Raw genomic sequence first — 26,868 nt, forward strand, 5'->3', positions numbered from 1 at the left:
TGGACAAGCCAAACCGGGCTCGAATCTCGTAGTAGCAAAGGGATTGCAGCTTGACCGCGTTGACGATCTTCTCCGGCGTGTTCTGGTTGACCCAATTCAAGGCTTGGCCAAAAGCCTCCAAAGTCGCGTCCAATTTGGCGGCTTGCGACTGGGACACCTTGAGCTTGCAGGAGACGGTCAGGACTTGGGTCATGGTTCTATTGTAACCTCGCATTCCTCCCGGCACTGACCCTACGGGTACAGTGCGGGGCTCCTGCGATTTTTAGCTGAGAAGGCAAAGGCGAATTATACAGCTTGAGCTCTGAGATGCGGCTGAAGAGATACCCAACCTGCCAAAACCTGGCCAGACAACTCCACAGACAACGGGCAGACAAGGGAGCCTCCAACTTTGCGCACTGCTTCCTACACAATACTTAACCTAGACTTACCCAAGCTGACTCTCTAACTGGATCCTACAGGATGAAAACTATGATAGAACTATGATAGCATTTAGTGGTCCTCGGAAAGACTGTGGCTGCGGTTCCCTCATGTTGGTGAGAGTGGTGAGTTTATATGTTCAAAGATGATACTCATTCGGAATAGTTCCGGCACAGTTCTTATGTAATGAAGATTTCCCCAGACATAGGTTTTGGATCCAGACATAGGTTTTGGATCAAGAAAAATTTGAGCCTGCTCAGCAATGATTAAGGTGATTAGATGGCGAAGTCAAGAGCTCTTACCGGTACCTATTTTAGGTGGTCTAATCCTGTCCAGACTCTGAGTTAAATCTAGGTATAGAGAATGGTAGCTACATCTTTCGAAACAGGCTCAACCTGGAACACCCTTGGGATTAATCAAATTCGCATAGCGGCGACAGCTCCCACGTCCAAGGAAAGAAGAAATGCTTGGTCAGTAGCGCTTTACTACTGGAACCAAGGCGCTGACGTTGAACCAAATCATCTGCCTTGCTTATTAAATAGACTCCATTCGCTTTGGGTTCTAGGGGTCTCTTTCACTGTTATGGAAGAAGCAGTAAAGCTTCTGAACCAGCTAGAGCTAGACCCAGAGAAGTGGAGAGATATTCCCCCTCCCAACACAGAAGGTTACGAACTAGCATGGCGGATTGATTCTCCTTACTTTCAGCTAGAAGACGATTTTGGTCTGGCTCTTCCGTCTGTAGATCAGTACCTGTACTACCTAGCTCGTTGGATAGCTGAAAGGATAGCATTATACTACCAACCTCAGGCGATGCCCTTCTGGCGCATTGCCGCAGCCATTTACCCAAAGGATTTACAAGCCCAAGCAGTCGTAGGTCTTGGATTATCCAAAAGTTTGCAGGTCGAAGGTATACATTACCTGAGGCAAAATCAAGCCCAAGCAACCACAAAAGCCATTAGAAAGTGGACTGAGGCTTGCTTTCAAGTATCTGTGAGTTTCTTTCGAAGAAAAACGGATAATCCAAAGCTATCAAGTCAAAAGAACTCAATAGAAGTTATTGATGTGCCATATGAAAACCACATCATGAGTCTGGAAGGCAGTCTGGATTCGGTCGTTACCCATTGTCATTTGGCCCAAGGAAGATGGTTTGAGGCGGAGATTGACTTTGTCAAGTCTTACCTAAAACCGGGAATGACATTTATAGATGTGGGGGCAAACGTAGGTTCATACACTCTTGTTGCGGCTCAGGCAGTAGGTTCTGAAGGAAAGGTAGTTGCATTTGAGCCGACTCAGGCTTGTGTGGAAATACTGAAACGCAATGCAAAGATGAATCAGCTACCACAAGTTACAGTAATCCCTTGTGCGCTGGATAGTGAGTCAGGAAAGGCATACTTCCTAGAAAGTGATGATAGCGCGTGTAATCGAGTAGTAAAAAGTCTAGTTGGAATAACTCATCCTGTAAAAACCGTTCAAAAAGTTACACTAGACGAATGGTGGCGCTCTATGGAATGCCCCTCAGTTGATATGATCAAGGTGGATGTTTTTACCGACTCCTTTGACGTTATACGAGGTGGCCGAGAACTCATAAAGAGTTGTAGCCCCATCATTCAAGTAGAGGCAAAAGGTGATTTAGGATCTGCATCACGAGAAGTTTCTTCTTACTTATCAGAGCTAGGATATACTTTCTTTGCATATAACCCCGCTTTGAATGAGTTATCAATGGCTCGCAAACAAGCTCGCAACCTCTCGACTGTAAACTTAGTGGCGGTGCCGGAAGCTCGCTACGTGAACCTTAAGAGAGAGGGTATCTTAGAAAAAGGCTCATTCCCCTCCAAAGAGCTTGATCCAAGCCTGTCTTCTTTACTTTGATCCAAGCCTGTCTTCTTTACTTTGGGATCTGGTTGAGGAAAAGCAATGATCGTTGTTGATGGTGTTGCCCTACAGCCTAATTTAGAGACTCCACCCTCTATTACAAGTTTCTGGTGCAACGTCATAGGTGAGTGGGTAAGGCTTGGATATACTCGAGACTTTATAGTCTTAGTGAGAGAAAGCCAACGTATAGGTTTTCCAGGCGACACTGTTGTGGCCCTAATCCCTGATTACAGCTATGAGAATGCTGAGTCTGATCATATAGGTCTGCAAAGTGTCTGTGATCAAGTCAATGCATCCATTTTTATCTCAACTTTGTATACGTATCCCCTCAAAACCTCAAGCGTAGCTATGGTTTATAGTATGGACGAAGTCCAAGAGTTCTTACCAAGCTTAGCAGCACAGGAGAAACATAATACCATTTTGGCTGCATCGGCATTTATATGTCCTTCCAAGTGGGTGTCATCAGATTTAATGAGGAAATATCCAGGTATTTCTAGTGAAGATATTGAGGTTATCTACCCAGGTCTGCACAGTGACTTGATGCCATCGCCCCCTCTAAAGGTAAGAAAGTTTCGGGAAGAAAAAGACCTAACTCGTCCCTATATCATTTTTAGAGCGGGAACGGGGGAACGAAGAAAGATAGCTCTATTTGCTCTCTTGGATAGTGTAAGCGAATTAGTATCTGGACAAGTCCCTGAGCTTGTTTACCTATCAGTTGATGGAAGTAAAGTTGATGTGCCACTAGAATCTGTTATGGATTTATCCAAGCCAATTCGATCTCGAATCCATAACCTTAGGCTTTGTTCTGATGATTTACCACTGCTTTACACAGGAGCTGTTGGATTGTTTGAGATTGAACCTGAACTTGGAATGGGCAATTACGCTTTCGAGGCAATGAGATGCGGTTGCCCGGTCATTATCTTGAGAGAATCTGAAGATCATCAATTAAGGCAGCCTACAGAAACTGACCCTTGGATTGAGATATCCATGCAGCCGCATGTCATATCGCAGACTATTGATCAGCTAAGAGATACAAGGTATAGAAATACCATACTCTCACGAGGATTAGATTATACGAAAAGCATGACCTGGGAACAGGCCGCTAAGCGAATGTGGTCTTTCCTCAAATCAAAGGCAAAAAGTCTAAGATCCTAGAGCTTTGAAATGTAGATGTCGTAAAATGAAGTACCTTCTATCTCATCATGAGTTCTGAGAACGTGAGAGCATAAGTCATAAGAACGATAGACCTCATGGAGGATCGTGGCAAGCGCTAGCCGCTTTCTTGATGTCAGCTCTCCCAATCGCGTAAAGTCTTTTGCATAAATAAAGTCTGTCCAAGATGCCTGAGTGCGCAAAGACGTAAGTCTCTTCGGAAATGACTTCATAAGTGGACAGAAAATCCCGGTTAAGCTATGAATTAGAAAGCCGCATTCTCTCAGAGCGATATCTATATCAGAGAACAACGGCTGGCCGATGTAGTGAGGGATAAATAGAACCTCAGTTTGAACTACTACAATGCTCTCCTCTAGGAGACGTCTAGCTCCGCGAATAATATTTAGCTCACTGCCTTGAGTATCCATAACAAGCCAGTCAGCGTCTCTGAGACAACTTGGTAAAGCTCAGCCAGATCGTGAAACTTTTCCAACAGATGATAATTGGGTCTAAACAGAAAGGATGTCATTCCGCTGTTGGTCAGGTAAAGGGTGGATTCAGAACCATCGCCAACCGCCATAGGAAGGTATAAGACGTTAGAACTGCCATCACCTTGTCGAATTCTCTCAATTAAGCGGTTGTAAGCCTCAGGATCAGGCTCGAATCCAATTAACTCTCCATAGTCCTTCCGAATGATTTCGGCATATATCTCAGGAGCTCCAACATCAGATGCCCCTACGGCAATTACTTTAATCCGAGGCATTGAGGTTCCCAAAACAGAGGCTATGGACAGCTCAGACATGGTTCCCCTCACTCTTTGTGGGCAATTACATTTAGGCTGATAAGTTCGTTGCAGTAGACAATTGTGCTTGCATCTCTAAACATGCCAAATTGGTCTACTTGAATGATAAAGTCAAAACCAACGGTCTTAAGCAGGTGAGTCAGGTTTTCAATGGTATAGCCGTATTTATGGAAGTCATACTGGTCAATTTGACCGCCGTAAATCATGCTAATAACACCTATCAATTCGTCGTACGAGAGATCATCTCTTAGTATAAGCTTGGACAGCGTCTTTAGATTAGGTACAGAAACAAATAACTTTCCTCCTTTCTTGAGGACTCGATACCACTCTGTTAAGGCCACACCTGCTTCTTGACAACTAAGATGCTCAAGAACATGAGAGGCATATATTTGATCTACGCTCTCGTTCTCAAACATACTGAGATCTATTGCGTTTGCAACATAGTCAACCTCAGGAGAGGGCGAAATATTAAGTATTTTCCAGTCAGGATGTGGTTCTTTACCACCGATGTGTAGATTAAGCATTCTCGTCGTCTGCTCCTACTAGCTAACTTACTTTCTGAGTTGAGCTAAGTTTGGGTGCTTGCGAAACTTGAACGGCAAGTCTGTAAACCTAATTCTAGCTTTTCTATCTTGGCAATACTGTTCCCACATTAGGATGTAAGCCTTCTCTAAGAAAGCTGTAAAAGTTTTGCCGTTAAGAAGTGGTGATTGCGAGAGTCGCTCCCGCATGGTTCTCCTTATCCAGACCAAAAGATCTATGTCTTCAGACAGCCTTGAGGCAATGCGAATGTAGTCTTGCTCCGTCTGTGCGATTAATTCCGGCAAGTCCACTGTTCTCAAGATAGATACTCCAACTCTGGAAACATGTGCTAGACCTTCCAGAGTGATTACCGGAACTCCCATCCATAATGTTTCGCAGGTTGTCGTTGTTCCGTTGTAAGGGAAGGGATCCAGAGCAATATCCACTTCTCCATAGGCTGCGTAATGCTCGGCAAAGCCCTGTCTATCATATTCTAGCTTGACTCTCTCCTCTGGAATGCCGTGTCTTCCAATTCTTTCCAAAAAGAGTTTACGGGTGCTTTCATCTCTATATCGCTGATTTTTCAGGCGCAGAACTGAATGGGGCACTGCCTTCAATACATCTGCCCATAACTTAATGACTCTGGGAGTGATCTTGGAAGGATTGTTGCAGCATCCAAACGTGATAAAGCCGTTTCTAACCACAGGAGGATCCACAATCTCCGGTGCCTCACAAGAGGGCTTGTAACAAAGAAAGCTATGAGGCATCCTTATCAATTTCTCTGTGTGCAGACTATCGGTTACATCATAAGGATCGGCAAAGCTATCTGTTATCCTGTAGTCCACGACGGTCATACCTGTGGTGTCGGGGTAGCCAAGGTACGTAACTTGTACAGGGGCCGGACGCAAAGCCATTAAGTGTACTCTTGTGCCGCCGGTATGGCCACTTAGATCCACCAGAATATCAATCTGATCTTCTCTGATTAACTTTGCAGCTTTCTCGTCACTTAGCTTGTGAATATCTCGCCATCCCGTTGCCCATTTGGAGAGCTGCTCAGTTACTGTGTCAGGTTGATCAACATTTGAGTAGCAGTAGATTTGGAATTTTTCCTGGTTGTGGCAATCGTAGATTGAGCTCATGAAAAAATGTACCGAGTGCAATCGAAAATCACCCGATAGATAGCCAATCTTGAGGGGACGCTGGGTAGTTCGCGAGTTTGCATAAGGTCTCCAGTGGCTTTGATACTGGCTTTGGTAGGAAATACCCCACTTTTGATGCTCTATAAATGTTTCCACAGGGTCAAACTTCTCAGAATAATGTGAAGCCATTAGGATACACGACATTGCAGCTGCGAAGCCAGGAGCAACTTCCAGGGCTTTCCTGTAGTTCTCTAGAGCTTCGTCCAGTCTGCATTGCTCTAGATAAGCACCACCCAAACTCTGATATGCAGCAGCAAAGTTTGGCTTCCTCTCGATAGCTAGCAAATAACTATCTATCGCGTCTTGAGTCCGGGATTGCTTGCTAAGGGTTAAGCCCTTGTAAAAATAGGCATCGGCTAGCTCAGGCTTAAGTCTTATCGCTTCCTGGAAGTGCTCCAGAGCATCATCGTACTTTTGCTGCTCGAAGAGTCTGACTCCGATATTGCAATAAGCTTCTGCAAAGTCCGGCGAAAGCTCTGCAGCTCTGTGAAAAGCGAACTCTGCTTCCTCTCTATTTTGCAGTAGTCGATGAGCAAGACCCAAGTTGTTATATGCTCGAGCAGATGTTGGATCTAAGTCGATCGCTCGCTCAAAACATCTAACTGCCTTGTCGGCTATGGACAAGTCTAAGTAGCAGCATCCTAAGCTGTGCCAGTAATCTGATTCTTCTGGGTTGATCTCAATAGCAAGGCATATATGATATCTGGCTAGATCTAGCCGCTTTTCTGCCCTGTAGAGAATACCTAGGTTGTGATGAGCTTCAGCGTATTCCGAATCTAGAGAAATAGCAATCTGAAAGCAGTCTCTTGCAGCTTGAATAATTTGGCATTGACTTTCAAGATCTTTTTTACCTCCCAAGCTTAGTTCCTGTGCAGCTATCTCTGTTGCAGTTTGGTGTCGTATCTTTCGGCTTAGTGCCGCCCCCAAGTTATTGTAGGCTTTCGCATAGGTTGGATTGATTGCTATAGCTTTTTTGTAGTGCGCTATTTCCTTATCTTCTTGACCAATTTCGCCATAGATTTTCCCAAGATTTAGATGAATAACAGCAGAAGACTTGATCATCAAGGCTTTCTCTAGGGCAACAATCGCATCTTCATACTGCATCGACTCTGCCAGCAATAAACCTAGCTTAAGCTGTAAATCAGCACTAGCCGGAAATTGCGGTTCTGCTTGTCTCGCGTGTTGAATTGCCTCTTCTTTGTTTCCAGCTAAAGAGAGGGCATCAATCAACTGAAGATGAGCCTCAACGTAATCCGGCTTGTCCTTTACTGCTTTTTTTAGGATGCTGATGGCACTATTGACCTGACCTAACTTCAGCAAGACTTGCCCAAGAAAATAAGCTGCCTCATACTCTTGAGGGTTCAACTCTAAAACTTTTAGAAAGGCTTTCTGGGCTTCTTCCCACTGCTCGAGTTGAATTAGAGCCAGACCTAAGTTAAAGTTTGCGTTGAGACTTTCTGGATCTATTTGGGTAGCTTGTCGGTAGCATTCTAGGGCCTTTTCTAGCTGATCTAGCTTCTCGTAGACTGCACCTAAGTTGACATACAACGATGCCGACCTTTGACCAAGACCTATACACCGTTCTAAGTATTCTACAGATTTGACATACTGTTGTTGTTGGTAGGCCAGTATACCCAAATACTGAGTAGCATCAAGATGGTTGGGTTCTAGCTTTAAGATTTCTAGGTAGCATTCCTCGGCCTGATCCCACTCGCCCGACTGATGATGGCCAAATGCTTGCTTAAGGAGCTTTTGAATTTCGGTTCCCATATCCCTGAGTCTCAACTTAGACAATTCTATCAAACGAATAGTGCTTCACCTGCCTTTGGTAGGCTTAACAGCCTAGAAAAGTGGGTAGGCACTTAAGACCCACCCACCTTTTCCATCTGAACGTCTGCTGCCTAAAAGTCAACAGACCCAGCCCTAAAGCCAGATAGAGTGTATGGACTACCGCGGGACAGTGAAGGTGATGTCCAGCCGTGGCCCGCGAGCCGTGGTGATGGGGGCAGCACCCGTGCCTGTAGCCGGCTCTTTGTCGAACTCGGCGCGGCAGGTGCCCGTAGCCCCCTGGCTGATCTCAAAACCAACCGTGTCAGCTGGCGCTTCTGCCGTTGACGTGGACGTGGCTGCGATGACGTCGCTGACGGTGAAGCTAGTCGAGACGCTGGCCGTGTAGGAGAAGGTCTGGGAGAACGGGTTGGCACCTGCTAAAGGGCCTGCTGTGAGGGTTGTTGAGGCGGCAGTAGGAAGTGGTTGGTCGGTGACCGAAAAAGAAATAGTCTGTCCAAAAAACTGGCTAAATGCCAGGCCAGTTTGGCTAATGGTCGTGCTGGTGGTGGGCAAGAAGGCCGAGAAGGTTCTGCCCTCCGCACTGAAGCTCACCGTGATGGAGGTGATGGGAAAAAAGGCAATCGTGACCGTAACAGGGTTGGTCGAAGCAACTTGGTAGGTAGTTTGGTTCTCGGCTCGAGACCCTGTAACCCCAACCGTGACGGGACCCACCCCCTGGAAGAAAAGAGATCCACTGACCGTGCCACTGACCGAGTTGGTGACGGTGATGGAGGAGGTGAAGGCGAAGGTGGTGACGAAGGTGGAGCCACTGGGGAACACAGGGGTAGCCTGGTTGTTCCACACCTCCTTGGCACACTGCAGCCGCACCTGGTAGAAGCGGGAGCCCGACACCGCCCGCTGCACCCCAGGTCGCACATCTGCTGTACGCGGCCCAGCCGATACATCGTTGCCCAGCACGTTGCCGCTGATGCTCAGAGCCACAAAGGTGGGGCTGGAAGCCGGCGCAAAGAAGTCGCTGGACACCACGTTGTTGGGCGCACCCAAGGTCACTTCCTGGAACACCACGTTGTTGGACGGCAGGTTGTGCGGTGTCGGATCCAGGAAGAAGAAGCCCCGCCCCCGGTTGCCAAAACCAGGAATGGTGGCTGAGTCGTTGGAGGGCAACTGCACCAGCGTCAACTGGGCTGCCTGCACCACGGCGTTGGACGGAATGCTGGCCGGGATCGCAAACGACAGCACCGCGCGGTAATCGGTGTAAACCCCCACCGGCGTGTTCTCTGCTACTCCGCTGCGGCGAATGCCATGCCCCACCGGAATCACGTTGGGGTTGGAGAACACTTGCCCATTGGGCGTCACCGCCGCCAGTTGCGTCGGCAGCAGGCTAATCGGGTCGCTCGAAACGGCCACGTTGCCGGTGGTAAAGGTGGCCACAAAGTCTTCGGCCAGGCTGCGGCCCGAGGCAAACAAGTCTGGCACCGCCCGCGAGATGGTGACCCGATAAACAGAGTCGTTGCTTAGCGGCGTGCGGAAGGTGATGGTGACTTGGGTGCGGTCGGCGTTGAAGGTAAGATCCCGAGCCGGCACAGCTCCAGCCTGGGGCGCCACCGAGGTGATGCTCAAAGCCTGCGTCAGAGGAGCCTCACGCACCGGCTCGCTGAAACGGATGACAATCGAGGTGTTGATGGAAACGTTGGTAGAGCCGTCCGAGGGGCTGATGCTGATGACGCGGCCTACGGGTGTGGGAGTGGGAGTCGGCGTGGGGGTAGGAGTCGGCGTGGGGGTAGGAGTCGGGGGAGCTGGCGGCGGGGGCGGGGGCGGTACGGGCACCGCAGTGCCGGAGCTATCTTCGCCGCAACCGGTGAGCAGCATGGGCAGCAGCACCACCGTCGAAGCCAGAGACAGAGACCCGAGTGACTTGAGCAGCCACTTGTGCATTGTTCCGTTCATGTTTCTCCTCTTAACCAAAAAGCAGGGTTTGGCTGAACACTTCCCTTAACTTACTCGATCGGCTTACCCAGGGCAACCTATGCCCTTTGGGGAGTGGCCAATCGAGGGGAGACGCAGACACGCCGCTTGGCGGTTGGTCTGCTTCTCCGTCAATCATACAGGTAGATTTGTCGGTTTTGGCAAGGGTTTTCTCCTTTTCGCAGGCTGAAATGAGAGTGATCTGGGTCACAGACGGAGAACACGAGCTTGCTCGTGGCTCACGATCCGGTGGCTGCTGCTTCGGAGAGCCCTGGTTCAAGGGTGCTGGATTGCAGCAGGGCAGGCGAGGTGGGACATGGCCGGGATCTTTGTCTGGCAAGGCTTTCCCGGATCCAAGTGCCCAAAACCCGAAGATTTGCCTATTTCCTGGCCCAAGAGGGCTTGATCCGGGGCAGAAGGGTGGCAGGATGAGGAGTGGATGTTTTTTCTGGAGATCCAACCAGGATGGCTGTCTACAAAGTTCGGTTGATCAACGAAGAGCGGGGCTTGGACGTCACCATCGATGTGCCGGACGACGAGTACATTTTGGATGTGGCGGAGGAGCAAGGGATCGAGCTGCCCTATTCCTGCCGTGCCGGGGCCTGTTCGACCTGTGCCGGCAAGCTGGTGAGCGGCACGGTGGATCAAAGCGATCAATCCTTCCTGGATGACGATCAGATCGAGCAGGGCTATGTGCTGACTTGCGTGGCCTACCCCACCTCCGACTGCACCATCATCACCCACCAAGAAGAAGCGCTGTACTGAGCCCTCACCTCCGATCCCTCACCCCTGGCCCCTCTCCCATGGGGAGAGGGGTTTTTGTTTTGGGTGGTTCTTTCCGGCAGCCTCAAGCGCTGTGCGCCGCCGGCGGCCCTCACCCCCAGCCCCTCTCCCAGCCCAAGCGCTCCGCGCCGCTAACGCGACCACCCCCAGCCCCTCTCCCTGAGGGAGAGGGGAGTAGGATTTTTTTATCCTCTGTAGAACTTTTTGACGATGACCCCAGAACAAGAAGAGTGGTTAATCCGAGCTGTCCAGGAGCTGCAGGCTGCCCAAAAAGAGCTGCAAGCTGCCCAGCAGGAGCTGCGCCTTGTCCAGCAAAACCAGGAGGTTTTGATTCGAGAGCTGCAAGCGGGCCAGCAAAATCAACAGGTTCTGATTCAGGAAGTGCGCGAGGGGCAGGCGATGCTGGCGCAGTTTTTCCGCGAGGCGCTAGATCGCTTTGACGAGCGCACCCGCGCTATTGAACGCCGCACCGAAGCCCTGGAACGGCGCACAGAAGCCTTGGAACGGCGCACGGAAGCCCTAGAGCGCCGCACTGATGAGATGGCAGCGGAGATGAGGGATCTGCGCCGCGATTTTTTGGAACGGCGGTAGCAGCCTCAAGTGCTCCGCGCCGGCCCTCACCCCCAGCCCCTCTCCCTGAGGGAGAGGGGGGTTAGGATGGCAGCAGAGCAGCCTTTGGAGGTGGCTGTGGCTTTGACGATCGGATCCGTTTCTGCTTCTGGATCGACAACGGCTCGCCTGAGTTTGGCAGAGTACCTCAAGTATTCCGATGGCGGCGATACCCGCTATGAGTTGGTGGCGGGGGAGTTGGTGCCCATGGCCCTTCCAACCGGACGGCATGTCCAGATCCAAAAGTTTCTCAGCCAGGTTTTTGAGGCGGAGATCGCCAGACGGCAGTTGCCTTGGACAACAATCCAGGGCGGCCTGGGGATCCAGTCGCCGCGGGGCAACCGCTGGGAAACGGTGCGGATCCCGGATGTGGTGGTGCTGCCTTTGGAGCAGTGGCAGGAGATGGGATCCCGAGAGGCTTTGATTCGCTTGGAGGATCCGCCGCCGCTATTGGTGGTGGAGGTGGTGAGCGAATCCAGCCGGGCGGCGGACTACCGGGCCAAGCAAGCAGAGTATTGCGTTTTGGGGATCGGCGAGTATTGGGTTGTGGATCCCTTGGAGGAGAAGGTGAGCCTGCTGCTGCTTCATGAAGGCTGGTACGATGTGCTGGAGCTGAAGGGATCCGATCCGGTATCCTCAAAGGTCTTTCCCAAGCTGGAGTTGCAGGCGGGGGAGATCTTGGCTGCGGATTCGGGTTATTCTGGTAAAGCTACGGGGAGTTAGCTCAGTTGGTAGAGCGCTGCGATCGCACCGCAGAGGTCAGGGATTCGAGTTCCCTACTCTCCATCGCCCTCACCCCTGGCCCCTCTCCCAGCAGGAGAGGGGTGGTAGGATTTCCTTATTCCGTAGTGCTTCAGTAACCATGACGCCCGAGCAAGAACAGTGGCTGATTCAAGCCATCCAAGAGTTGCAAGCCTCCCAAAGAGAGCTGCAAGCCTCCCAAAAAGAATTGCAAGCTGCCCAGCAGGAGCTGCGTCTTGTCCAGCAAAACCAGCAGGTTTTGATTCAAGAGCTGCGGGAGGGACAGGCGATGCTGGCGCAGTTCTTTCGCGAGTCAATGGATCGGTTTGACGAGCGTACTCGGGCCATCGAACGCCGCACAGAAGCACTGGAACGGCGCACTGACGAGATGGCCCGAGAGATGCGGGAGATGCGGCAAGAGATTCGGGATCTGCGCCGCGACTTTTTGGAACGGCGGTAACTTGGGCCCAAGCGCTCTGCGTTGCTAATGTAACCATCCCCGGATCCTTCTCCCAGGAGTAGCATGACTCTAGTCAATAATAAGCTCAACTATACTGAAAATAATGTATAATATGTTCAGTACGGATTACTACCAGTTGATCTTTCTGTTTACTTTCGAGTCTGCCAACATGGTAGCCAAAGCAAAGCAGAAAATTGGTAGTAAGACGACACGGAAACTGCGCTTTGGGTATTCTACTCAAAGCTTTGCGGGATACCGCCATTCTGTTTGGAAACAAACAGAATGCTATCGCTGCATAGTTGAACAGTGATGTTCAGCAATGTTCGGCGTAAATGTATCAGATTTAGGGTGGTAGGATTTCCTTGTTCTGTAGCGCCTTGGTAACCATGACACCTGAGCAAGAGCAGTGGCTGATTCGGGCCGTCCAGGAGTTGCAAGCTGCCCAGCAAAACCAGCAGGTTTTGATCCAAGAGCTGCGGGAAGGGCAGGCGATGCTGGCGCAGTTTTTCCGGGAGGCGCTGGATCGGTTTGATGCGCGCACCCGGGCTATTGAGCGCCGCACCGAGGCGCTGGAGCGCCGCACCGAAGCGCTGGAACGGCGCACTGACGAGATGGCTCAAGAGATGAGGGAAATGCGGCAGGAGATCCGGGATCTGCGCCGCGATTTTCGCGATTTTTTAGAACGACGGTAGCCCCTCACCCCCGGCCCCTCTCCCTCAGGGAGAGGGGAGTTAGTAGGGAGCCGCGCTGGATTACTCTAGAGGGAACTTTCACTGAGCTGGATCAGCCTTTTCCCTTCCTTGCGAGTTTGTCTATGTCTGTTATCCGTGCCCTGCATACCCAGTTGGTGAACAAGGAGCGCTCTGCTGAGGAGATCGCGCGCGAATACCTGGAGCGCCTGCAGCAACTGGAGCCGCAGCTGAGGAGCTTTATTACCGTGACCGAAGAGCTGGCCCTGCAGCAGGCTAGAGCGGTGGACGCCCGCATTCGCGCCGGGGAGACGATCGGCCCCTTGGCCGGGATCCCGTTGGCGGTGAAAGATAACCTTTGCACCCAAGGGATCCGCACCACCTGCGCTTCCCGGATGCTGGAGGGGTTCATCCCGCCCTACGAGTCGACGGTGACGGCGCGGCTGGCGGCTGCCGGCATGGTGACGGTGGGCAAGACCAACCTGGACGAGTTTGCCATGGGCAGTTCTACGGAAAACTCGGCCTTTCAGCGCACCGCCAACCCCTGGGACCTGACGCGGGTGCCGGGGGGATCCTCAGGCGGGTCGGCGGCGGCGGTGGCGGCAGACCAGGCGGTGGTGGCCCTGGGATCGGATACGGGGGGATCGATCCGCCAGCCGGCGGCCTTCTGTGGCGTGGTCGGCCTCAAGCCCACCTATGGGCTGGTCTCCCGCTATGGGCTGGTGGCTTTTGCCTCCTCTTTGGATCAAGTGGGGCCCTTTGGGCGCACGGTGGAGGACGTGGCCCTGCTGCTGCAGGGGATTGCCGGCCATGACCCCCTGGATTCCACCAGCCTCAAGGTGGAGATCCCGGACTATAGCCAGGCCCTGATCCCCGAGATCAAAGGCTTCAAGATTGGAGTCATCCGCGACCTGCTGGGAGAGGGGTGTGGGGAAGAGACCCGCGCTGCCGTGCAAGCAGCCATCCAACACCTAGAGGAGCTGGGGGCGGAGATCCTGGAGATCGACTGCCCCAGCTTTCGCTACGGCCTGGCCACCTACTACATCATCGCCCCTTCGGAAGCTTCTTCCAATCTGGCCCGCTACGACGGCGTCAAGTACGGCCTGCGGGAACCCGCCGACTCGCTCTTGGCTATGTACGGCAAAACGCGCGCCCGCGGCTTTGGGCCGGAGGTGAAGCGGCGCATCATGATCGGCACCTATGCCCTCTCTGCCGGCTACTACGACGCCTACTACCTCAAAGCCCAGAAGGTGCGCACCCTGATCAAGCAGGATTTCCTCAGGGCCTTCGAGAAGGTGGATGTGCTGGTCAGCCCCACCACCCCCACGCCGGCCTTCAAGGCGGGGGAGCGGGAGGATCCCTTGAGTATGTACCTGTGCGACCTGATGACGATCCCGGTCAATTTGGCGGGCCTGCCGGGGCTGAGCCTGCCCTGTGGCTTTGCCAACGGTCTGCCCATTGGCCTGCAGATCATAGGCAACGTCTTGCAGGAGAGCAAGGTGCTGCGGGTGGCCTATGCCTATGAGCAGAGCACCGACTGGCACAAGCGGCGACCTCCCCTGGGACAGCCCCCCCTTGAGCAGGCCCAGGGAACCGCTCAACAGCCCAAAGCCAAGAGCAAGTCCACCAAGGGGAGCAAAAAATCCAAAAGCTGAGCCCACTAGGCCATGCCCATCTGGTTGGCTGCCGAGAAGCGCTCCATGAAGCGCAGGAAGCGCTCCCATTCTGCTTCTGTTTCCATGTCGTAGATCACTTCCAAGGCCTTGAATTCCCCGTTCAAGAACTTGGCTTTGATGTTGCGGGTGGTCAGCTCCCCTTCCTCGTCGATCATCCGCATGCCAAGGATGCTTTGCGTGTCGGACTTCAGCTCCTCAAAGCGAAAAATGGCGGATCCCCGCTTGCCGGTTTTGGATTTCAGCAACCGCACCTGCGTTGGCACTTCTGGAATACCGGGAGAAAACTCAATAGTGGCCATAATTTTTAAAAAAACTCATTCAAGTCATTATAGTTGTTCCAAACACGATGATTAAGACACTTTGTCGCTGACCCAAGCGATCCCCGCCCCTAGCGGCCCTCACCCCCAGCCCCTCTCCCAAGGGGAGAGGGGAGCTGGAGATCGATGGATAAGCTGTTTCCCAGCCATTTGCTAGGTGGGGATCGGATCCCCGGCCAGAAACTTTTTCAACTCCCAAGCGGCCATCTGCTCCAGGTGGTAACCGGCCTGGCGCTGCGCCTCGGCCACATCCGGGATCCGGTCACAGAGGGCAGCAACTCTAATGGGAAGGGGTCGGGCGGCCAAGTCGGCCCGGGCTGCCGGGGTGGCCTGGCCACAGAGAATCAGCAGGGGCTTCTGGGCCACCATGGCCTGCTCCAGCACCGCCCCCACTACCTTGCCCATGCTGCTCTGTTCGTCAAGGCGGCCCTCGCCAGTTACCACCAGATCGCAGCGGCGGAGACGCTCCGGCAGGGCCAAGTGCTGGGCCAAGAGCTGGATCCCGGACTCCAGGGTGGCGCCCAAAAAAGCCACCAATCCTGCCCCCAGCCCGCCGGCGGCGCCGGCCCCTGGGATCCCCTCCACGGCCCGGCCCAGATCCCGCTCCACCACCCTGGCCCACTGCTGCAGTGCCTGCTCCAATTGCCGCACTTGCTGGGGAGTGGCGCCCTTCTGGGGGGCAAAGACGGCAGCCGCCCCCAACGGGCCAGTGAGGGCGTTCTGCACATCGCAGAGGCCGCGGATGCGCTTGCCTTGCCAAATGCGCTGTTTAGGTGGCTCGATGCGCGCCAGGCGGGCCAGCTCCCCTCCCCCCCAGCCGATGGGATCCCCGGCCCCATCCAAGAGGCGATAGCCCAAGGCCTGCGCCATCCCCGCACCCGCATCGACGGTGGCGGATCCGCCCAGCGCTATCCAAATCTCGGCGATGGGATCCCGGCAGACGGCCCGCAACAGCTCCCCCAGGCCATAGGTGGTGGTGCGGGTGGGATCCCGCTGCTCAGGGGGCACCAAGGTCAGGCCGGCCACCTGGGCTACTTCCAGCAGCGCCCGCTCGCCTGCCACCCCGTACTCGGCCCAGACGGGATCCCCCAGCGGGCCAGTGACCCACAGCCCTCGTTTCTCTCCCCCCAGCGCCGGCAACAAGGTCTCCAGCGTGCCCTCGCCCCCATCGGCCAGGGGGAGTAGCTCCACCTTGGCCTTCGGCAAGACCTGGCGGATGCCCCGGGAGATGCTCTCCGCTGCTGCCTTGGCTGTCAGGGATCCTTTGAAGCTATCCGGGCAGATCAAAACCCGCCGAGGTGGGCGGCTGAACTCAGATCCCTGGTCTGGTGAACCCATACCCAGCATCAGCCCTAAAACGTCCTCGGCGGCAACAGAGAGGATGGATTGAACTTGGCTGCGGGCCCGCAAGGCTGAGCCCGGAGCTATTGGGCACTGCCCCCCTCCGCTGTTGGAGGTTGATCCGGTGTTGAAGGTTGGGGAGAGGGGACGGCGGCGGATGAGTTGCCCAAAGACTGCTCCAGGGCCAGACGCTGCTCCATCACCCGCAGAAAGTAGCCACCCATCATCGCCCCGGAGAGCATTTTTGCCAAGCTCTCGCGGTTGGTGATGATTTGAACGCCAAATTGGTCTGGCGGCAAACTGCCCACCAAGCTGCGAATGTTGTGGCCCAAGATCTCCAGCACCTCCGGCGACGAGTTGCGGGCGATGTCTTGAAAAACGCTGGGATCCTGAGACTGCAGATATTGCCAGAGCCGGTTGTTGGGGCTGGGTGTTTGCGCGGCCTCAAAACCAGGAATGAAATTGATCGGGCTCGACATGGAGTCACCAAGCTCCCCAAACACAGCAAATCTAGCCCAACTCGGAGCTGTTGGCCCCATTCCTTAGGCCTTCGCAGCTCCGCCAATTGGGCTATGTCAAACCTAACACCCGAGCCTCGCCGCCTTCGGTACGGGATCCCACCCCTTTGAGGCGGCAAATGCCGTACCTCGGGAGGCGCCGCCTCGGAGATCAACCGTCGGCCTCGGGGATCCCCTCTGCCGGCTCCTCTTCAGCTTCCGCCGGATCCCTGATAAACGAAGCGGGCACCACCGTCACTCCTACAATGCTGTCCTCCGGATCCAAGCGCTGCACCAGCACCCCTGTCGCCTCGCGAGACTGAGTGGGGATGGCCTTGGCCAACTGGCGCATGACAATGCCTCTGGCAGTTACCAACAGGATCTCGTCCTCGGCATTGACGATGCGCAGGGCAGCCAGCTCATCCGACTCCTGGCGGAACTTAGTGGCGATCACCCCCTTGCCGCCCCGGTTTTGCCGGCGGAAGTGGTCGATGGCCGAGCGCTTGCCCCGCCCTTCTTTGGTAATCACCAGCACCCAGGGGTTGGCCAGCCTCTCCCCCTCTCGCTCAGCGGCCATCACCGACTCGGCAAAGATGATGTCCATGCTGACGATGTCGTCGCCGGGGTTGAGGGTGATGGCCCGCACGCCGCGGGTGGCTCGCCCCAGGGGGCGCAGTTGCTCGTCATCTGCCCGGAAGCGGATGCACATGCCCTGGCGGGTCGCCATAACCACATCGTCGCTGGAGCGGGCGCGGCGCACCCAGCGCAGCTCATCGTTTTCCTCCAGAGAGATGGCAATCAGGCCGTTGGAACGCACATTGGCAAAGGCGCTGAGGGCCGTTTTTTTGATGTAGCCCGCTCGGGTGAGCATCACCAAGTATTCGTCGTCGCTGAACTCGCTCACGGGCACCATCGAGGTAACCCGCTCTTCCCGAGTGATGGGCAGCAACTGGACGATGGCGCTGCCGCGGGCGGTGCGGCTCCCCTGCGGGATCTCGTAGGCGGGCAGGGTATAGACCATCCCCCGATCCGTGAAAAAGAGGATAGTGTCGTGGCTGCGACAGGCAAAAAACTGCTCGATGGCATCGTCGTCTTTGATGCGGGCGCCGGCCTTGCCGCGGGTGGCCCGCCCCTGCACCTGGAACTCTTCAAGGTCCATGCGCTTGATGTAGCCCTGCTCGGTGAGGAAGATGACCGTCTCGCGGTTCTCGATCAGATCGGCAACCTTGAGCTCACAGTCTTCCAGGCAGAGGCGGGAGCGGCGCGGGCTGGCAAAGCGGCTCTTGAGCTGCTGCAGCTCTTCGCTGATGATCTGCATCACCCGCTCCCGGCGGGCCAAAATATCCCGCAAATCGGCAATTTGCCTCACCAAGTCTTCGTGTTCGGCCTGGATTTTCTCCGCTTCTAGGGCGGTGAGGCGGCGCAGTTGCATCTGTAAAATGCCATCGGCTTGCGCTTCGCTCAGGCCCAACGTTGCCTGCAACTCAGCTCGGGCTGTGGCGGCATCGGCGGCTCCGCGGATGAGGGCGATCACCCGATCCAACTGCCCCAAAGCCAAAAGGTAGCCCTGCAACAGGTGATCCCGCTCTTCGGCTTTCTGCAGCTCGTAGCGGGTGCGCCGCTCGATCACCTCTGCCCGAAAATCCAAGAAAGCCTGCAGTGCGTCCCGCAGCGTCAGGGTGCGCGGCTCGCCGTTGAGGATGGCCAGCATGTTGACCCCGAAGTTGCTCTGCAGGGGGGTTTGCTTGTAGAGGTTGTTGAGCACCACCTGAGGCTGAGCATCCCGCTTCAGCTCGATCACCACCCGCATGCCCTCGCGGTCGCTTTCGTCGCGGATGTCGGCAATGCCCTCCAGTTTTTTCTCGTTGACCAGCTCGGCAATTTTTTCAATCATGGCTGCCTTGTTGGTTTGGTAGGGCAGCTCGGTGATGATGATGGCCTCCCGCGTCGGTCGGCCCCGCTGCTCGATGGTCTCCACCGTGGCCACCCCCCGCAAGGTGATGGAGCCGCGCCCGGTGGTGTAGGCTTCGCGGATGCCCTCTTGGCCCATGATCAGCGCCCCGGTGGGGAAGTCGGGGGCCGGGATCCACTGCATCAACTCCAGGCTGGTCAGGTTGGGGTTGTGGATGAGGGCAATCAGGCCGTCCACCAATTCGCCCAAGTTGTGAGGCGGGATGTTGGTGGCCATGCCCACGGCGATGCCGGAAGAGCCGTTCAGGAGCAGTTGCGGGATCCGCGCCGGCAGTACCAGGGGTTCTTGCTGGGATCCGTCGTAGTTGCCGACAAAATCGACAGTGTTGGCGTCAATATCTTGGAGCAGGGCTTCTTGGGCAAAGGCAGTCAGCCGACACTCGGTATAGCGCATGGCTGCCGGCGGATCGTTGTCCACAGAGCCGAAGTTGCCGTGCCCATCCACCAGCCGCTCCCGCATGGAGAAATCTTGAGCCATGCGCACCAGCGCATCATAGACGGCCTGATCCCCATGGGGATGGTATTTCCCGATCACATCCCCCACCACGCGGGCACACTTGCGGAAGGGGCGATCCGCCGTCAGGCCCAACTCGTGCATAGCGTAGAGAATGCGGCGGTGCACCGGCTTCAGGCCATCCCGCGCATCTGGCAAAGCCCTCCCGACGATCACGCTCATGGCGTATTCCAGGTAGGACTGCGACATCTCCCGCTGCAGGTCGGTGGAGATGATGCGCGCCGTCGATTCGTTGTCGCTCATGGGGTTGGGTTATCCGTAAGGGATCCCAGTCGGCCTTGGCGCAGTGGGTTCATGGAAGTTTATCGAGAAGCCAACCTTGGCCGTGGCAGAGTAAACTACCCGACCCTGACTGCTTCGCAGTACGGGGCGGGCTTTCGGTAGCCCTGCAGTTAGTAAACTAACCACGAGCCTCTGGGCTGGTTTACGGGCAGCCCCAATCGACCGTTACCAGTGCCCTAAACAGCCGTTTCTGGTGTCCGCAGAATTATTATAGCATTCCTCCCGACACTGACCCTACGGGTACAGTGCGGGGCTCCTGCGCTAGTAAGCTGAAGGTGATTGAATTGAGCAGAAAGCTTTTGTATTCCCAGTCTACCATTCGCCCTTTGTGAAGGCTGGCTGACTTCCAGTAGGAGAGGCTCGGTGGTTCATCGGCGGCCCTCTCTACAGCCTCATGGATCGAGATTTACAGGTGGGCCAAGCGGAGCTGATCATTACCTTGACCGGCATCGACGACACCTTATTCCCAAACCATCCATGCTCGCCACTCCTACTTGGCCGATGAGATTCTCTGGAACCACCGATTTGCCGATATTCTCCACCTGGACAGCAATGGGCATCGCTATGTGGACTACTCTCACTTTCACACAACTCTACCGGCTCAAGCCCCATGCCCTCGCTTGGAGGGGAATCCTTGAGGGAAACTATAGAAGAAAATCTATTCTCTAGCATGATCTCTATAGTAACGTTCAATGATAGGCTGCCCATAGCGTGGAGGGCTTTGGGGCATGCTGAGCCAAGCGAAAGAACAACAGTCCGGCGGCAAGAGATTTCTGGATTGGCACCGACGTCTGAGCCTAGACAACTGGCGCGGGGATCTCTTCGGCGGGCTGACGACAGCGATTGTTTCCTTGCCGATGGCCTTGGCCTTTGGGGTGGCTTCGGGGGCAGGGCCGGTGGCGGGCTTGTACGGAGCAGTATGCGTGGGCTTTTTTGCGGCTCTGTTTGGGGGTACGCCCACGCTCATCTCCGAACCCACCGGGCCGATGACTGTGATGATGACAGCGGTGGTTGCTAATGTTACAGCTCGTTACCCGGAGCAGGGGCTAGGGCCGGCCTTCACCGTGGTGATGCTGGGGGGCTTATTTCAGATCCTGTTTGGATCCCTGAAACTGGGCAAGTACATCACCCTCATGCCCTACAGCGTTATTTCCGGCTTTATGTCCGGGATCGGCTGGATCATGATTTTGCTGCAGATCCCGCCGCTTTTGGGCCACGCCAGCCAGGGGGGAGTGATCGGGGCGGTGCAGAACCTGCCGACCTACCTGCTCAACCTCAAGATGCCAGAGCTGGGGCTGGGGCTGCTGACGCTTGCCATCCTTTTTGGCTATCCCAAGCCCTGGCGACGGGTGGTGCCGCCGCAGTTGGTGGCTTTGGTGTTGGGAACGCTGGTGGCCAGCTTGTTCATGGCCGATTGGGATTTGCGGCGCATTGGCCCTATCCCCACCGGTTTGCCGCAGTTGCAGTGGCCGCAGTTGCCCTTTGCTTCCCTGGCCAACTTGGTGCTGGATGGGGTGGTGCTGGGGATGCTGGGCTGCATCGACACCCTCTTGACGGCGGTGATTGCCGACAACCTCACCCGCACCCGCCACGACTCCGACCAAGAGCTGATCGGGCAGGGGATCGCTAACTTGGTGTCCGGCTTCATGGGAGGGCTGCCGGGAGCAGGGGCAACCATGGGCACGGTGGTGAACATCCAGTCGGGCGGACGTACCCCTCTAGCCGGCATTACCCGAGCGTTAATCCTGCTGATGGTGGTGCTGTTTGCCGCTCCCCTCACGCAAGGGATCCCAATGGCGGTGCTGGCAGGGATCGCCTTTAAGGTGGGGGTGGATATCCTCGACTGGAGCTTCCTCAAGCGGGCCCACCGCCTTTCCCTCAAAGGGGCAGCCATCATGTACGGGGTGATGTTCATGACGGTATTTGTGGATCTCATCGCTGCCGTGGGGGTGGGGGTGTTTGTGGCCAACTTGCTCACTATCCAACGCCTCAGCGAGATCCACTCCGAAGAGGTGAAAGCCATTACCGATGCCGATGATGCGGTGGATCTCACTCCCCGTGAGAGGGAATTGCTGCGCCAGGGATGCGGGCAGGTGTTGCTGTTTTACCTGAGCGGGCCGATGATCTTCGGGGTTTCCCAAGCCATTTCCCGCCAACATCAGGCGGTGGCCTCCTGCCAAGCCTTGGTGCTGGATTTGTCGGATGTGCCGATGCTGGGCGTTTCCGCAACGCTATCCCTGGAAAATGCCATTCGCGAGGCCCTGGATCGGGGCAAACAGGTGTGGATTGCTGGGGCCAAGGGCCGGATCCGGCAGCGCCTGGAAAACCTACATTTGCCGCTGCCCCCAGAGCGGTTTGTGGACAGCCGTGAGGTGGCTTTGGCCGAGGCTGTTGCCCAGTTGGGCTTGCCGACAGAGGCCAGTCCCCTGGTTTGAGTAACCCCAATTGGCCTGAGCCACAAAGCTGCGGGATCCGTTTGCCAGATCTAGGTTAAGTCTGAGTCTATGCAATGGAAGGGTCGGGTCGCCTACTTGGCAACCATGCATCGCAAAGAGCAGGTCATCGGCCCTCTCTTGGCCGAACATTTGGGGATTCAAGTCCAAGTAGCAACTTTTGACACCGACCAACTGGGCACCTTCTCGCGGGAGCGGCCCCGACCGGGGGATCCCATCCACACTCTGCGCCTGAAGATTGCAAGGGCTTTGCAGGATCATCCTGAAGCTCTGGGCTTGGCCAGCGAGGGATCCTTTGGCCCCCACCCCCAGATCCCTTGGATCCCTTGGAATCAGGAGTGGGTCATGCTCAGGGTTTTTGAACCCGGCGCGGAGCCCTTGGAGCTGGTCGGCTATGCAGAGAGCACCCAAACCAATTTCAGCCATCGCTGGGTGCAGAGCTGGGCAGAAGCGCTGGACTTTGCCCAAAGGGCGGGTTTTCCCCAGCACGCCCTGATCGCCCTCGACCAGCCAGAAAAGCCCCAGGTTATCCACAAAGGAATCCAAGACGAAGCAACCCTGAAGCAGGTGGTGGGGGAGCTGCTGGCTCGGCAGGGTGGCCTGCATCTGGAAACCGACATGCGGGCCCTGTACAACCCAACCCGGCTCCAAGTCATCGCAGCCGCCACCCAAAACCTAATCGCCAAAGCCCAAAGCCTGTGCCCGGCCTGCGGCACTCCCGGCTACTGGCAGATCCGCTCGGTCTCTGGACTGCCCTGCGGCCAATGTGGCGCCCCCACCCCCGTGGCCAAGGCTTGGGTATATGGCTGTTCCCGCTGTTCTCACACCCACACCGAGCCTGTGGCAGAGCCCTGGGCAGATCCCGCTCAGTGTGCTTTCTGTAATCCCTAGCCTTGTCTTGAGCCCGACCTCAGGCTCTCCAGAGCCGGCATTGTCATCCCCGCAGAGGAGTTGTAGTCGTTTCAGGTTAGGGTGAGACACCTGGGCTATAGAGAAAAAGCCCTTCGCTGTATGCACTCAACGTTTCAGACGTGGGTGCAGTGTCCTAGTCTGAATCGAAATGACCATAAAGGAAGGTTTGAACCAAAAAAGGGATCCACTGCAGTGGATCCCCTAACCAGCTATGAACCTGCAAAAGAGGTCAACTCATCAGAAGTTGAACACAGCCCGCAGAGCACCTACACCAATGGTTGGGTCGTTGTCCCCAGGTAGAGCACCATTGGGGTTGCTCACAAAGTAGGCCGCCGGGGTAAGGGTGAGGTACTCGTTCACCGGGAAGCTGTAGTAAACATCCACAATGAACGGGCGGGTATCCCAAACTCCTTCATTTTTGGTGGTCACAATTGGCTGGCCAAAAACCACACCCCCTTGAGCACCCTCAATGAACAGATCTGGGAAGGCGAAGCCAAACAGGAATCCGTTAAAATCTTCATCACCCGGATCGATGGTGCCAGCCGGTACCACATTGGGCAAGTTGTAATCCACATTGCCAGCAGTAAACCAGCCAGATACGATGACGCGGGGGGTAATCTCCCAGTTGGCAGCCACAGAAAAGGCGTTCACCCGTGCAGAGGTGGACACATTGGTTACTCTCAGAGGGCCACGGAAAAGAGCTGTACCGTTGGCTAAGAACTCAGGGCCATCGTTTGCCGTCTGCAGATAGGTACTGGCAAACTGCAGGTAAATCTCTAGATTTTCATTCGGCAGGAAGCCCAGCTCCACCGCGTGGGCACTGTCGCTACCGGTTATACCGCTGTCGCCGAAGCCGTTGCCCAAGGCTTGAGCGTTCCTGCTGCTGTAGCTGTAGGCCAAGCGCAGTTGATCGGAGAGGCGGTAGCGGAAGCCAAACAGAGCTCCACCTGGCACATCCGCCGTGGAGTTGGGAGCATCAGCAAAGTCGGAGAGAGCTTCGAAGGGTGTGCTGTAGTTGAATACATCGAACACACCTGAGCCAACGATACCCGTGTAGATGGTAGCTGCTCGGTTGAAAGCTGGGAATTGGTAGATCAGCTTGGCCAGGGTGAAAGTGCCGCCGCCACGGCCGCCAAACTCAAGGCCGGGATCCCCATCAAAGAACTCAGTCACAGCATCGCGAGCTTGGAGACGAATGCGCAGGCGATCGCGACCCACAAAAGAAGCATCGAAGTTCAAGCGTACCCGATAGGGAAGAGTCATGTTGGCTTGGTTTTGCTCTGCCACTACCTTCCCATCAACAACTCTGTCTTCCGTGAGAGCGCTGCCTACAACAGCGGCGATGACTTGGGCATTCAACTTGGTAACCGGGTTGAAGACCTTCCCTTTCAAATCAGTAACATCGGCCTCCAGGGCATCCACCCGCCCGCGTAGGGCTGCCAGCTCAGCAGCAAATTCCTCTTGCAAGCGCTGCAGAGTGGCCAAGTCTTCCTTGGAGACTTTGTCGGCCAAACCGGCTGCAATCAACTCATTGATGCGATCCAAGCAGGCGTTCATACCGGCGGCAAACTCAAAGCGAGTCATGGCCCGGTTGCCGCGGAAGGTGCGGTCAGGGTAGCCGGCAATACAACCGTAGCGCTCCACCAAGGATTGCAGGGCTTGGAAGGCCCAGTCGGTGGGCTGCACATCCGAAAGCTCAGAGATGGAGGTGACCGGCCCGGTAGCTTGGGCATAAGCCACTCCAGGGGTCAGGATCGCTGCTGCACCCAGAGTGCCGGCCAGCAGCGTTTTCCAGTAGTTCGCGTGTTTCACGGGCATGTTTCTCTCCTTGTTCTTTTCCTCACACCTTTTTGGCTGTAGGGATGTCTTCTAGAGGTAACCAATTGCCTAACTCAAGAACAAGTCTGGCAACTGCGGACTTCGGTGAAGACATGATGTGGAGATTATGATACAGCCGAAGTCCACATCCTCTTGCTGTCCGGCCTGCCCTACAGTTAATGCGGTGTCCCCACATCTGTGGCCAAGACATGGGTATCTGTTCCCGCCATTCTCACACCTACACCGAGCCTGTGGCAAAGACCTGGGCAGATCTCACGCAGTGCGCTTTTTGTAGCCCATGGCCTCGTCTTAAGCTCAACCTCAAGCTCTTCAATGTCAGCATCCTTATCCCCACAGAGGAGTTGATTATTCTTATTCAATGAAGGGATCCAACCCAGTGGATCCCTACTTAGCAACTTGGATGTCAGCGCAGGGATTTTAAGAACTAGAAAGTAAACACAGCTCGCAAAGCCCCCACGCCGATGGTTGGGTCGTTGTCTCCGGGTCTGCCGCCATTGGGGTTGCTCACAAAGTAGGCAGCAGGCGTTAGAGTAATGTACTCGTTGACCGGGAAGCTGTAGTAGACGTCCACAACGAAGGGGCGAGTATCCCACACTCCGTCGTTGTCTGTGGTCACGATTGGCTGCCCAAATACAATCCCGCCTTTGGCACCCTCCACAAAGAGGTCAGGGAAAACAAAGCCAAAGAGGAAACCATTAAAGTCTTCCTCTCCCGGATCAACAGTACCAGCCGGTACCACATTGGGCAGGTTGTAATCCACATTGCCAGCCGTAAACCAGCCAGACAAGGTAATGCGAGGGCTGATTTCCCAGTTGGCTGCGACTGTAAAGGCGTTTACCCGCGCAGAGACATTGACCTGCGTTCTTCTTACCGGTCCACGGAAGAGACTTTTACCCGTGGCCAGGAAGGTGGGGCCGTCGTTCGCCTGCTGCAGGTAGGTGGAAGCAAATTGGAGGTAGAACTCCAGACCCTTTGTCGGCAAGAAGCCCAGCTCGACGGTGTGAGCGCTATCATCACCTGTCAAGCCACTGTCGCCAAAGCCTCTCCCCAGAGCTTGACCTCTTCTGGTGCTGTAGGCGTAGGCTAAACGAAACTGGTCGCTCAAACGGTAGCGAAAACCAAATAGGGTTCCGCTGGGCACATCTGCCGTAGAGTTGGGAGCATCGGCAAAGTCCGACAGGGCATCAAAGGGCGTGCTGTACTGCAGAACGCTCGACACTCCCGTACCCGTAATGCCCGTGTAGATAGTAGCAGCGCGGTCGAAAGCAGGGAATTGATAAACCAGCTGGGCAAGGGTGAAGGTACCACCTGCACCCCCCTGGAAGCCAACGCCTGGGTCACCCTCAAAGAAGGTAGTAACCGCATCGCGAGCTTGTAGGCGGATACGCAAGCGATCCCGGCCAACAAAGGAGGCATCGAAGTTCAGGCGTACCCGATAGGGAAGAGTCATGTTTGCCTGATTTTGCTCGGCTACCACTCTTCCTTGTACGACCCGGTCTTCTGTAAGAGCGCTACCAAGAATTGCGGTAATGACCTGAGCGTTAAGCTTGGTAACTGGGTTGAAGATCTTCCCTTTCAGATCGTTAATCTCAGCCTCTGCCGCATCCACCCGCCCGCGCAGGGCTGCCAGCTCAGCAGCAAATTCCTCTTGCAAGCGCTGCAGAGTGGCCACGTCTTCCTTGGAGACTTTGTCGGCCAAACCGGCTGCAATCAACTCATTGATGCGATCCAAGCAGGCGTTCATACCGGCGGCAAACTCAAAGCGAGTCATAGCCCGGTTGCCGCGGAAGGTGCGGTCAGGGTAGCCGGCAATACAGCCGTAACGCTCGACCAGCGATTGCAGTGCTTGGAAAGCCCAGTCAGTGGGCTGCACATCAGAAAGTTCAGAGATGGAGGTGACGGGCCCAGTAGCTTGGGCATAGGCCACTCCAGGGGTCAAGACTGCTGCTGCACCCAGGGTGCCGGCCAGCAACGTTTTCCAGTAGTTCGCGTGTTTCGCGGGCATGTTTCTCTCCTTGTTCTGTGTCCTCACACCTGTCTCGGCTGTGGCGATGTCTTCTAGAG

General features: G+C 55.2%; 20 protein-coding genes, 1 tRNA gene and 2 pseudogenes. 12 read left to right on the forward strand and 11 right to left on the reverse strand.

All coding sequences use genetic code 11. The features are described from left to right. Window positions 1–193 (reverse strand): annotated as a pseudogene (locus SYN65AY6A5_RS14310) (RNA-guided endonuclease TnpB family protein); the annotation flags it as partial. An 806-nt stretch (window positions 194–999) separates the two neighbouring features. Between SYN65AY6A5_RS14310 and SYN65AY6A5_RS04380 the strand changes: the two are divergent. After that, window positions 1,000–2,286 (forward strand): FkbM family methyltransferase, encoded by a 1,287-nt coding sequence (locus tag SYN65AY6A5_RS04380; protein ID WP_168174237.1) that lies wholly within the window; start codon window positions 1,000–1,002, stop codon window positions 2,284–2,286. Window positions 2,287–2,331: 45 nt separating this feature from the next. Continuing rightward, window positions 2,332–3,444, forward strand: coding sequence for a glycosyltransferase family 4 protein (locus SYN65AY6A5_RS13810; protein WP_143597108.1), 1,113 nt, complete (start codon window positions 2,332–2,334; stop codon window positions 3,442–3,444). Window positions 3,445–3,844: 400 nt separating this feature from the next. On the opposite strand, the gene SYN65AY6A5_RS04390 is transcribed toward SYN65AY6A5_RS13810, so the two are convergent. The 4 genes from SYN65AY6A5_RS04390 to SYN65AY6A5_RS04405 all read right to left on the reverse strand — a co-directional run bounded on the left by SYN65AY6A5_RS04390 (window position 3,845) and on the right by SYN65AY6A5_RS04405 (window position 9,702). After that, complete coding sequence (locus SYN65AY6A5_RS04390; RefSeq protein WP_143597109.1) at window positions 3,845–4,243, reverse strand: hypothetical protein; 399 nt, start codon at window positions 4,241–4,243, stop codon at window positions 3,845–3,847. Window positions 4,244–4,251: 8 nt separating this feature from the next. Continuing rightward, a complete protein-coding gene (locus SYN65AY6A5_RS04395) occupies window positions 4,252–4,767 on the reverse strand; it encodes a methyltransferase domain-containing protein (RefSeq protein ID WP_099883981.1) in 516 nt (171 codons plus the stop codon). Window positions 4,768–4,794: 27 nt separating this feature from the next. Beyond that, a complete protein-coding gene (locus SYN65AY6A5_RS04400; RefSeq protein ID WP_143597110.1) occupies window positions 4,795–7,734 on the reverse strand; it encodes a tetratricopeptide repeat protein in 2,940 nt (979 codons plus the stop codon). A gap of 177 nt (window positions 7,735–7,911) precedes the next feature. After that, window positions 7,912–9,702, reverse strand: a complete 1,791-nt coding sequence (locus tag SYN65AY6A5_RS04405; protein WP_143596962.1) for an Ig-like domain-containing protein — start codon at window positions 9,700–9,702, stop codon at window positions 7,912–7,914. 483 nt (window positions 9,703–10,185) lie between these two features. Between SYN65AY6A5_RS04405 and SYN65AY6A5_RS04410 the strand changes: the two genes are divergently transcribed. The 8 genes and pseudogenes from SYN65AY6A5_RS04410 (at window position 10,186) to gatA (ending at window position 14,657) form a co-directional block, all read left to right on the forward strand. After that, window positions 10,186–10,485, forward strand: coding sequence for a ferredoxin (locus SYN65AY6A5_RS04410; RefSeq protein ID WP_099813185.1), 300 nt, complete (start codon window positions 10,186–10,188; stop codon window positions 10,483–10,485). 228 nt (window positions 10,486–10,713) lie between these two features. Further along, on the forward strand, window positions 10,714–11,094 hold the full coding sequence (locus SYN65AY6A5_RS04415; RefSeq protein WP_011430270.1) for a hypothetical protein: 381 nt from the start codon (window positions 10,714–10,716) through the stop codon (window positions 11,092–11,094). A gap of 66 nt (window positions 11,095–11,160) precedes the next feature. Next, a complete protein-coding gene (locus SYN65AY6A5_RS04420; RefSeq protein ID WP_099883985.1) occupies window positions 11,161–11,835 on the forward strand; it encodes a Uma2 family endonuclease in 675 nt (224 codons plus the stop codon). Beyond that, a tRNA-Ala gene (locus SYN65AY6A5_RS04425) sits at window positions 11,826–11,898 on the forward strand. Before SYN65AY6A5_RS04420 ends, SYN65AY6A5_RS04425 begins: the two co-directional genes overlap by 10 nt. 76 nt (window positions 11,899–11,974) lie before the next feature. After that, window positions 11,975–12,313, forward strand: a complete 339-nt coding sequence (locus SYN65AY6A5_RS04430; protein WP_099812128.1) for a hypothetical protein — start codon at window positions 11,975–11,977, stop codon at window positions 12,311–12,313. Window positions 12,314–12,428: 115 nt separating this feature from the next. After that, window positions 12,429–12,612: pseudogene (locus SYN65AY6A5_RS14750) on the forward strand (hypothetical protein); the annotation flags it as partial. 87 nt (window positions 12,613–12,699) lie between these two features. Next, a complete protein-coding gene (locus SYN65AY6A5_RS04440; RefSeq protein ID WP_099883987.1) occupies window positions 12,700–13,005 on the forward strand; it encodes a hypothetical protein in 306 nt (101 codons plus the stop codon). Window positions 13,006–13,127: 122 nt separating this feature from the next. Next, window positions 13,128–14,657 (forward strand): Asp-tRNA(Asn)/Glu-tRNA(Gln) amidotransferase subunit GatA, encoded by a 1,530-nt coding sequence (gene gatA, locus SYN65AY6A5_RS04445; RefSeq protein WP_099883989.1) that lies wholly within the window; start codon window positions 13,128–13,130, stop codon window positions 14,655–14,657. A gap of 5 nt (window positions 14,658–14,662) precedes the next feature. Here the strand turns inward: gatA and psb28 are convergent, their stop codons facing one another. From psb28 to gyrA, 4 genes are all read right to left on the reverse strand, one after another. Continuing rightward, the gene (psb28, locus tag SYN65AY6A5_RS04450) at window positions 14,663–14,977 is read right to left on the reverse strand and encodes a photosystem II reaction center protein Psb28 (RefSeq protein ID WP_011430265.1); all 315 of its coding nucleotides are present in this window, start codon (window positions 14,975–14,977) and stop codon (window positions 14,663–14,665) included. A 171-nt stretch (window positions 14,978–15,148) separates the two neighbouring features. Next, a complete protein-coding gene (locus tag SYN65AY6A5_RS04455; protein WP_228375490.1) occupies window positions 15,149–16,333 on the reverse strand; it encodes a glycerate kinase in 1,185 nt (394 codons plus the stop codon). Window positions 16,334–16,419: 86 nt separating this feature from the next. Next, on the reverse strand, window positions 16,420–16,815 hold the full coding sequence (locus SYN65AY6A5_RS04460) for a DUF760 domain-containing protein (RefSeq protein WP_011430263.1): 396 nt from the start codon (window positions 16,813–16,815) through the stop codon (window positions 16,420–16,422). Between the two features lie 190 nt (window positions 16,816–17,005). Further along, window positions 17,006–19,561: a DNA gyrase subunit A gene (gene gyrA, locus SYN65AY6A5_RS04465; RefSeq protein ID WP_099883991.1), complete on the reverse strand. Its 2,556-nt coding sequence runs from the start codon at window positions 19,559–19,561 to the stop codon at window positions 17,006–17,008. Window positions 19,562–20,328: 767 nt separating this feature from the next. Here gyrA and SYN65AY6A5_RS04475 point away from each other — a divergent pair. Both SYN65AY6A5_RS04475 and SYN65AY6A5_RS04480 read left to right on the forward strand, forming a co-directional pair. Then, a complete protein-coding gene (locus tag SYN65AY6A5_RS04475) occupies window positions 20,329–22,035 on the forward strand; it encodes a SulP family inorganic anion transporter (protein WP_099883993.1) in 1,707 nt (568 codons plus the stop codon). Between the two features lie 105 nt (window positions 22,036–22,140). Continuing rightward, window positions 22,141–22,944, forward strand: a complete 804-nt coding sequence (locus SYN65AY6A5_RS04480; RefSeq protein ID WP_240530981.1) for a DUF6671 family protein — start codon at window positions 22,141–22,143, stop codon at window positions 22,942–22,944. Between the two features lie 258 nt (window positions 22,945–23,202). On the opposite strand, the gene SYN65AY6A5_RS04485 is transcribed toward SYN65AY6A5_RS04480, so the two are convergent. Both SYN65AY6A5_RS04485 and SYN65AY6A5_RS04490 read right to left on the reverse strand, forming a co-directional pair. Continuing rightward, window positions 23,203–24,783 (reverse strand): iron uptake porin, encoded by a 1,581-nt coding sequence (locus SYN65AY6A5_RS04485; RefSeq protein WP_099883997.1) that lies wholly within the window; start codon window positions 24,781–24,783, stop codon window positions 23,203–23,205. A 445-nt stretch (window positions 24,784–25,228) separates the two neighbouring features. Further along, the gene (locus SYN65AY6A5_RS04490; RefSeq protein ID WP_099812134.1) at window positions 25,229–26,809 is read right to left on the reverse strand and encodes an iron uptake porin; all 1,581 of its coding nucleotides are present in this window, start codon (window positions 26,807–26,809) and stop codon (window positions 25,229–25,231) included. Window positions 26,810–26,868 lie beyond the last annotated feature (59 nt).

The organism is Synechococcus sp. 65AY6A5 (assembly GCF_002760415.1).
Lineage (GTDB): Bacteria > Cyanobacteriota > Cyanobacteriia > Thermostichales > Thermostichaceae > Thermostichus.

Coding starts and splice junctions, on each gene's coding strand:
- SYN65AY6A5_RS04380 (WP_168174237.1), top strand. CDS start 1,000: ATGGAAGAAGCAGTAAAGCTTCTGAACCAGCTAGAGCTAGACCCAGAG.
- SYN65AY6A5_RS13810 (WP_143597108.1), top strand. CDS start 2,332: ATGATCGTTGTTGATGGTGTTGCCCTACAGCCTAATTTAGAGACTCCA.
- SYN65AY6A5_RS04390 (WP_143597109.1), bottom strand. CDS start 4,243: ATGTCTGAGCTGTCCATAGCCTCTGTTTTGGGAACCTCAATGCCTCGG.
- SYN65AY6A5_RS04395 (WP_099883981.1), bottom strand. CDS start 4,767: ATGCTTAATCTACACATCGGTGGTAAAGAACCACATCCTGACTGGAAA.
- SYN65AY6A5_RS04400 (WP_143597110.1), bottom strand. CDS start 7,734: ATGGGAACCGAAATTCAAAAGCTCCTTAAGCAAGCATTTGGCCATCAT.
- SYN65AY6A5_RS04405 (WP_143596962.1), bottom strand. CDS start 9,702: ATGAACGGAACAATGCACAAGTGGCTGCTCAAGTCACTCGGGTCTCTG.
- SYN65AY6A5_RS04410 (WP_099813185.1), top strand. CDS start 10,186: ATGGCTGTCTACAAAGTTCGGTTGATCAACGAAGAGCGGGGCTTGGAC.
- SYN65AY6A5_RS04415 (WP_011430270.1), top strand. CDS start 10,714: ATGACCCCAGAACAAGAAGAGTGGTTAATCCGAGCTGTCCAGGAGCTG.
- SYN65AY6A5_RS04420 (WP_099883985.1), top strand. CDS start 11,161: ATGGCAGCAGAGCAGCCTTTGGAGGTGGCTGTGGCTTTGACGATCGGA.
- SYN65AY6A5_RS04430 (WP_099812128.1), top strand. CDS start 11,975: ATGACGCCCGAGCAAGAACAGTGGCTGATTCAAGCCATCCAAGAGTTG.
- SYN65AY6A5_RS04440 (WP_099883987.1), top strand. CDS start 12,700: ATGACACCTGAGCAAGAGCAGTGGCTGATTCGGGCCGTCCAGGAGTTG.
- gatA (WP_099883989.1), top strand. CDS start 13,128: ATGTCTGTTATCCGTGCCCTGCATACCCAGTTGGTGAACAAGGAGCGC.
- psb28 (WP_011430265.1), bottom strand. CDS start 14,977: ATGGCCACTATTGAGTTTTCTCCCGGTATTCCAGAAGTGCCAACGCAG.
- SYN65AY6A5_RS04455 (WP_228375490.1), bottom strand. CDS start 16,333: ATGGGTTCACCAGACCAGGGATCTGAGTTCAGCCGCCCACCTCGGCGG.
- SYN65AY6A5_RS04460 (WP_011430263.1), bottom strand. CDS start 16,815: ATGTCGAGCCCGATCAATTTCATTCCTGGTTTTGAGGCCGCGCAAACA.
- gyrA (WP_099883991.1), bottom strand. CDS start 19,561: ATGAGCGACAACGAATCGACGGCGCGCATCATCTCCACCGACCTGCAG.
- SYN65AY6A5_RS04475 (WP_099883993.1), top strand. CDS start 20,329: ATGCTGAGCCAAGCGAAAGAACAACAGTCCGGCGGCAAGAGATTTCTG.
- SYN65AY6A5_RS04480 (WP_240530981.1), top strand. CDS start 22,141: ATGCATCGCAAAGAGCAGGTCATCGGCCCTCTCTTGGCCGAACATTTG.
- SYN65AY6A5_RS04485 (WP_099883997.1), bottom strand. CDS start 24,783: ATGCCCGTGAAACACGCGAACTACTGGAAAACGCTGCTGGCCGGCACT.
- SYN65AY6A5_RS04490 (WP_099812134.1), bottom strand. CDS start 26,809: ATGCCCGCGAAACACGCGAACTACTGGAAAACGTTGCTGGCCGGCACC.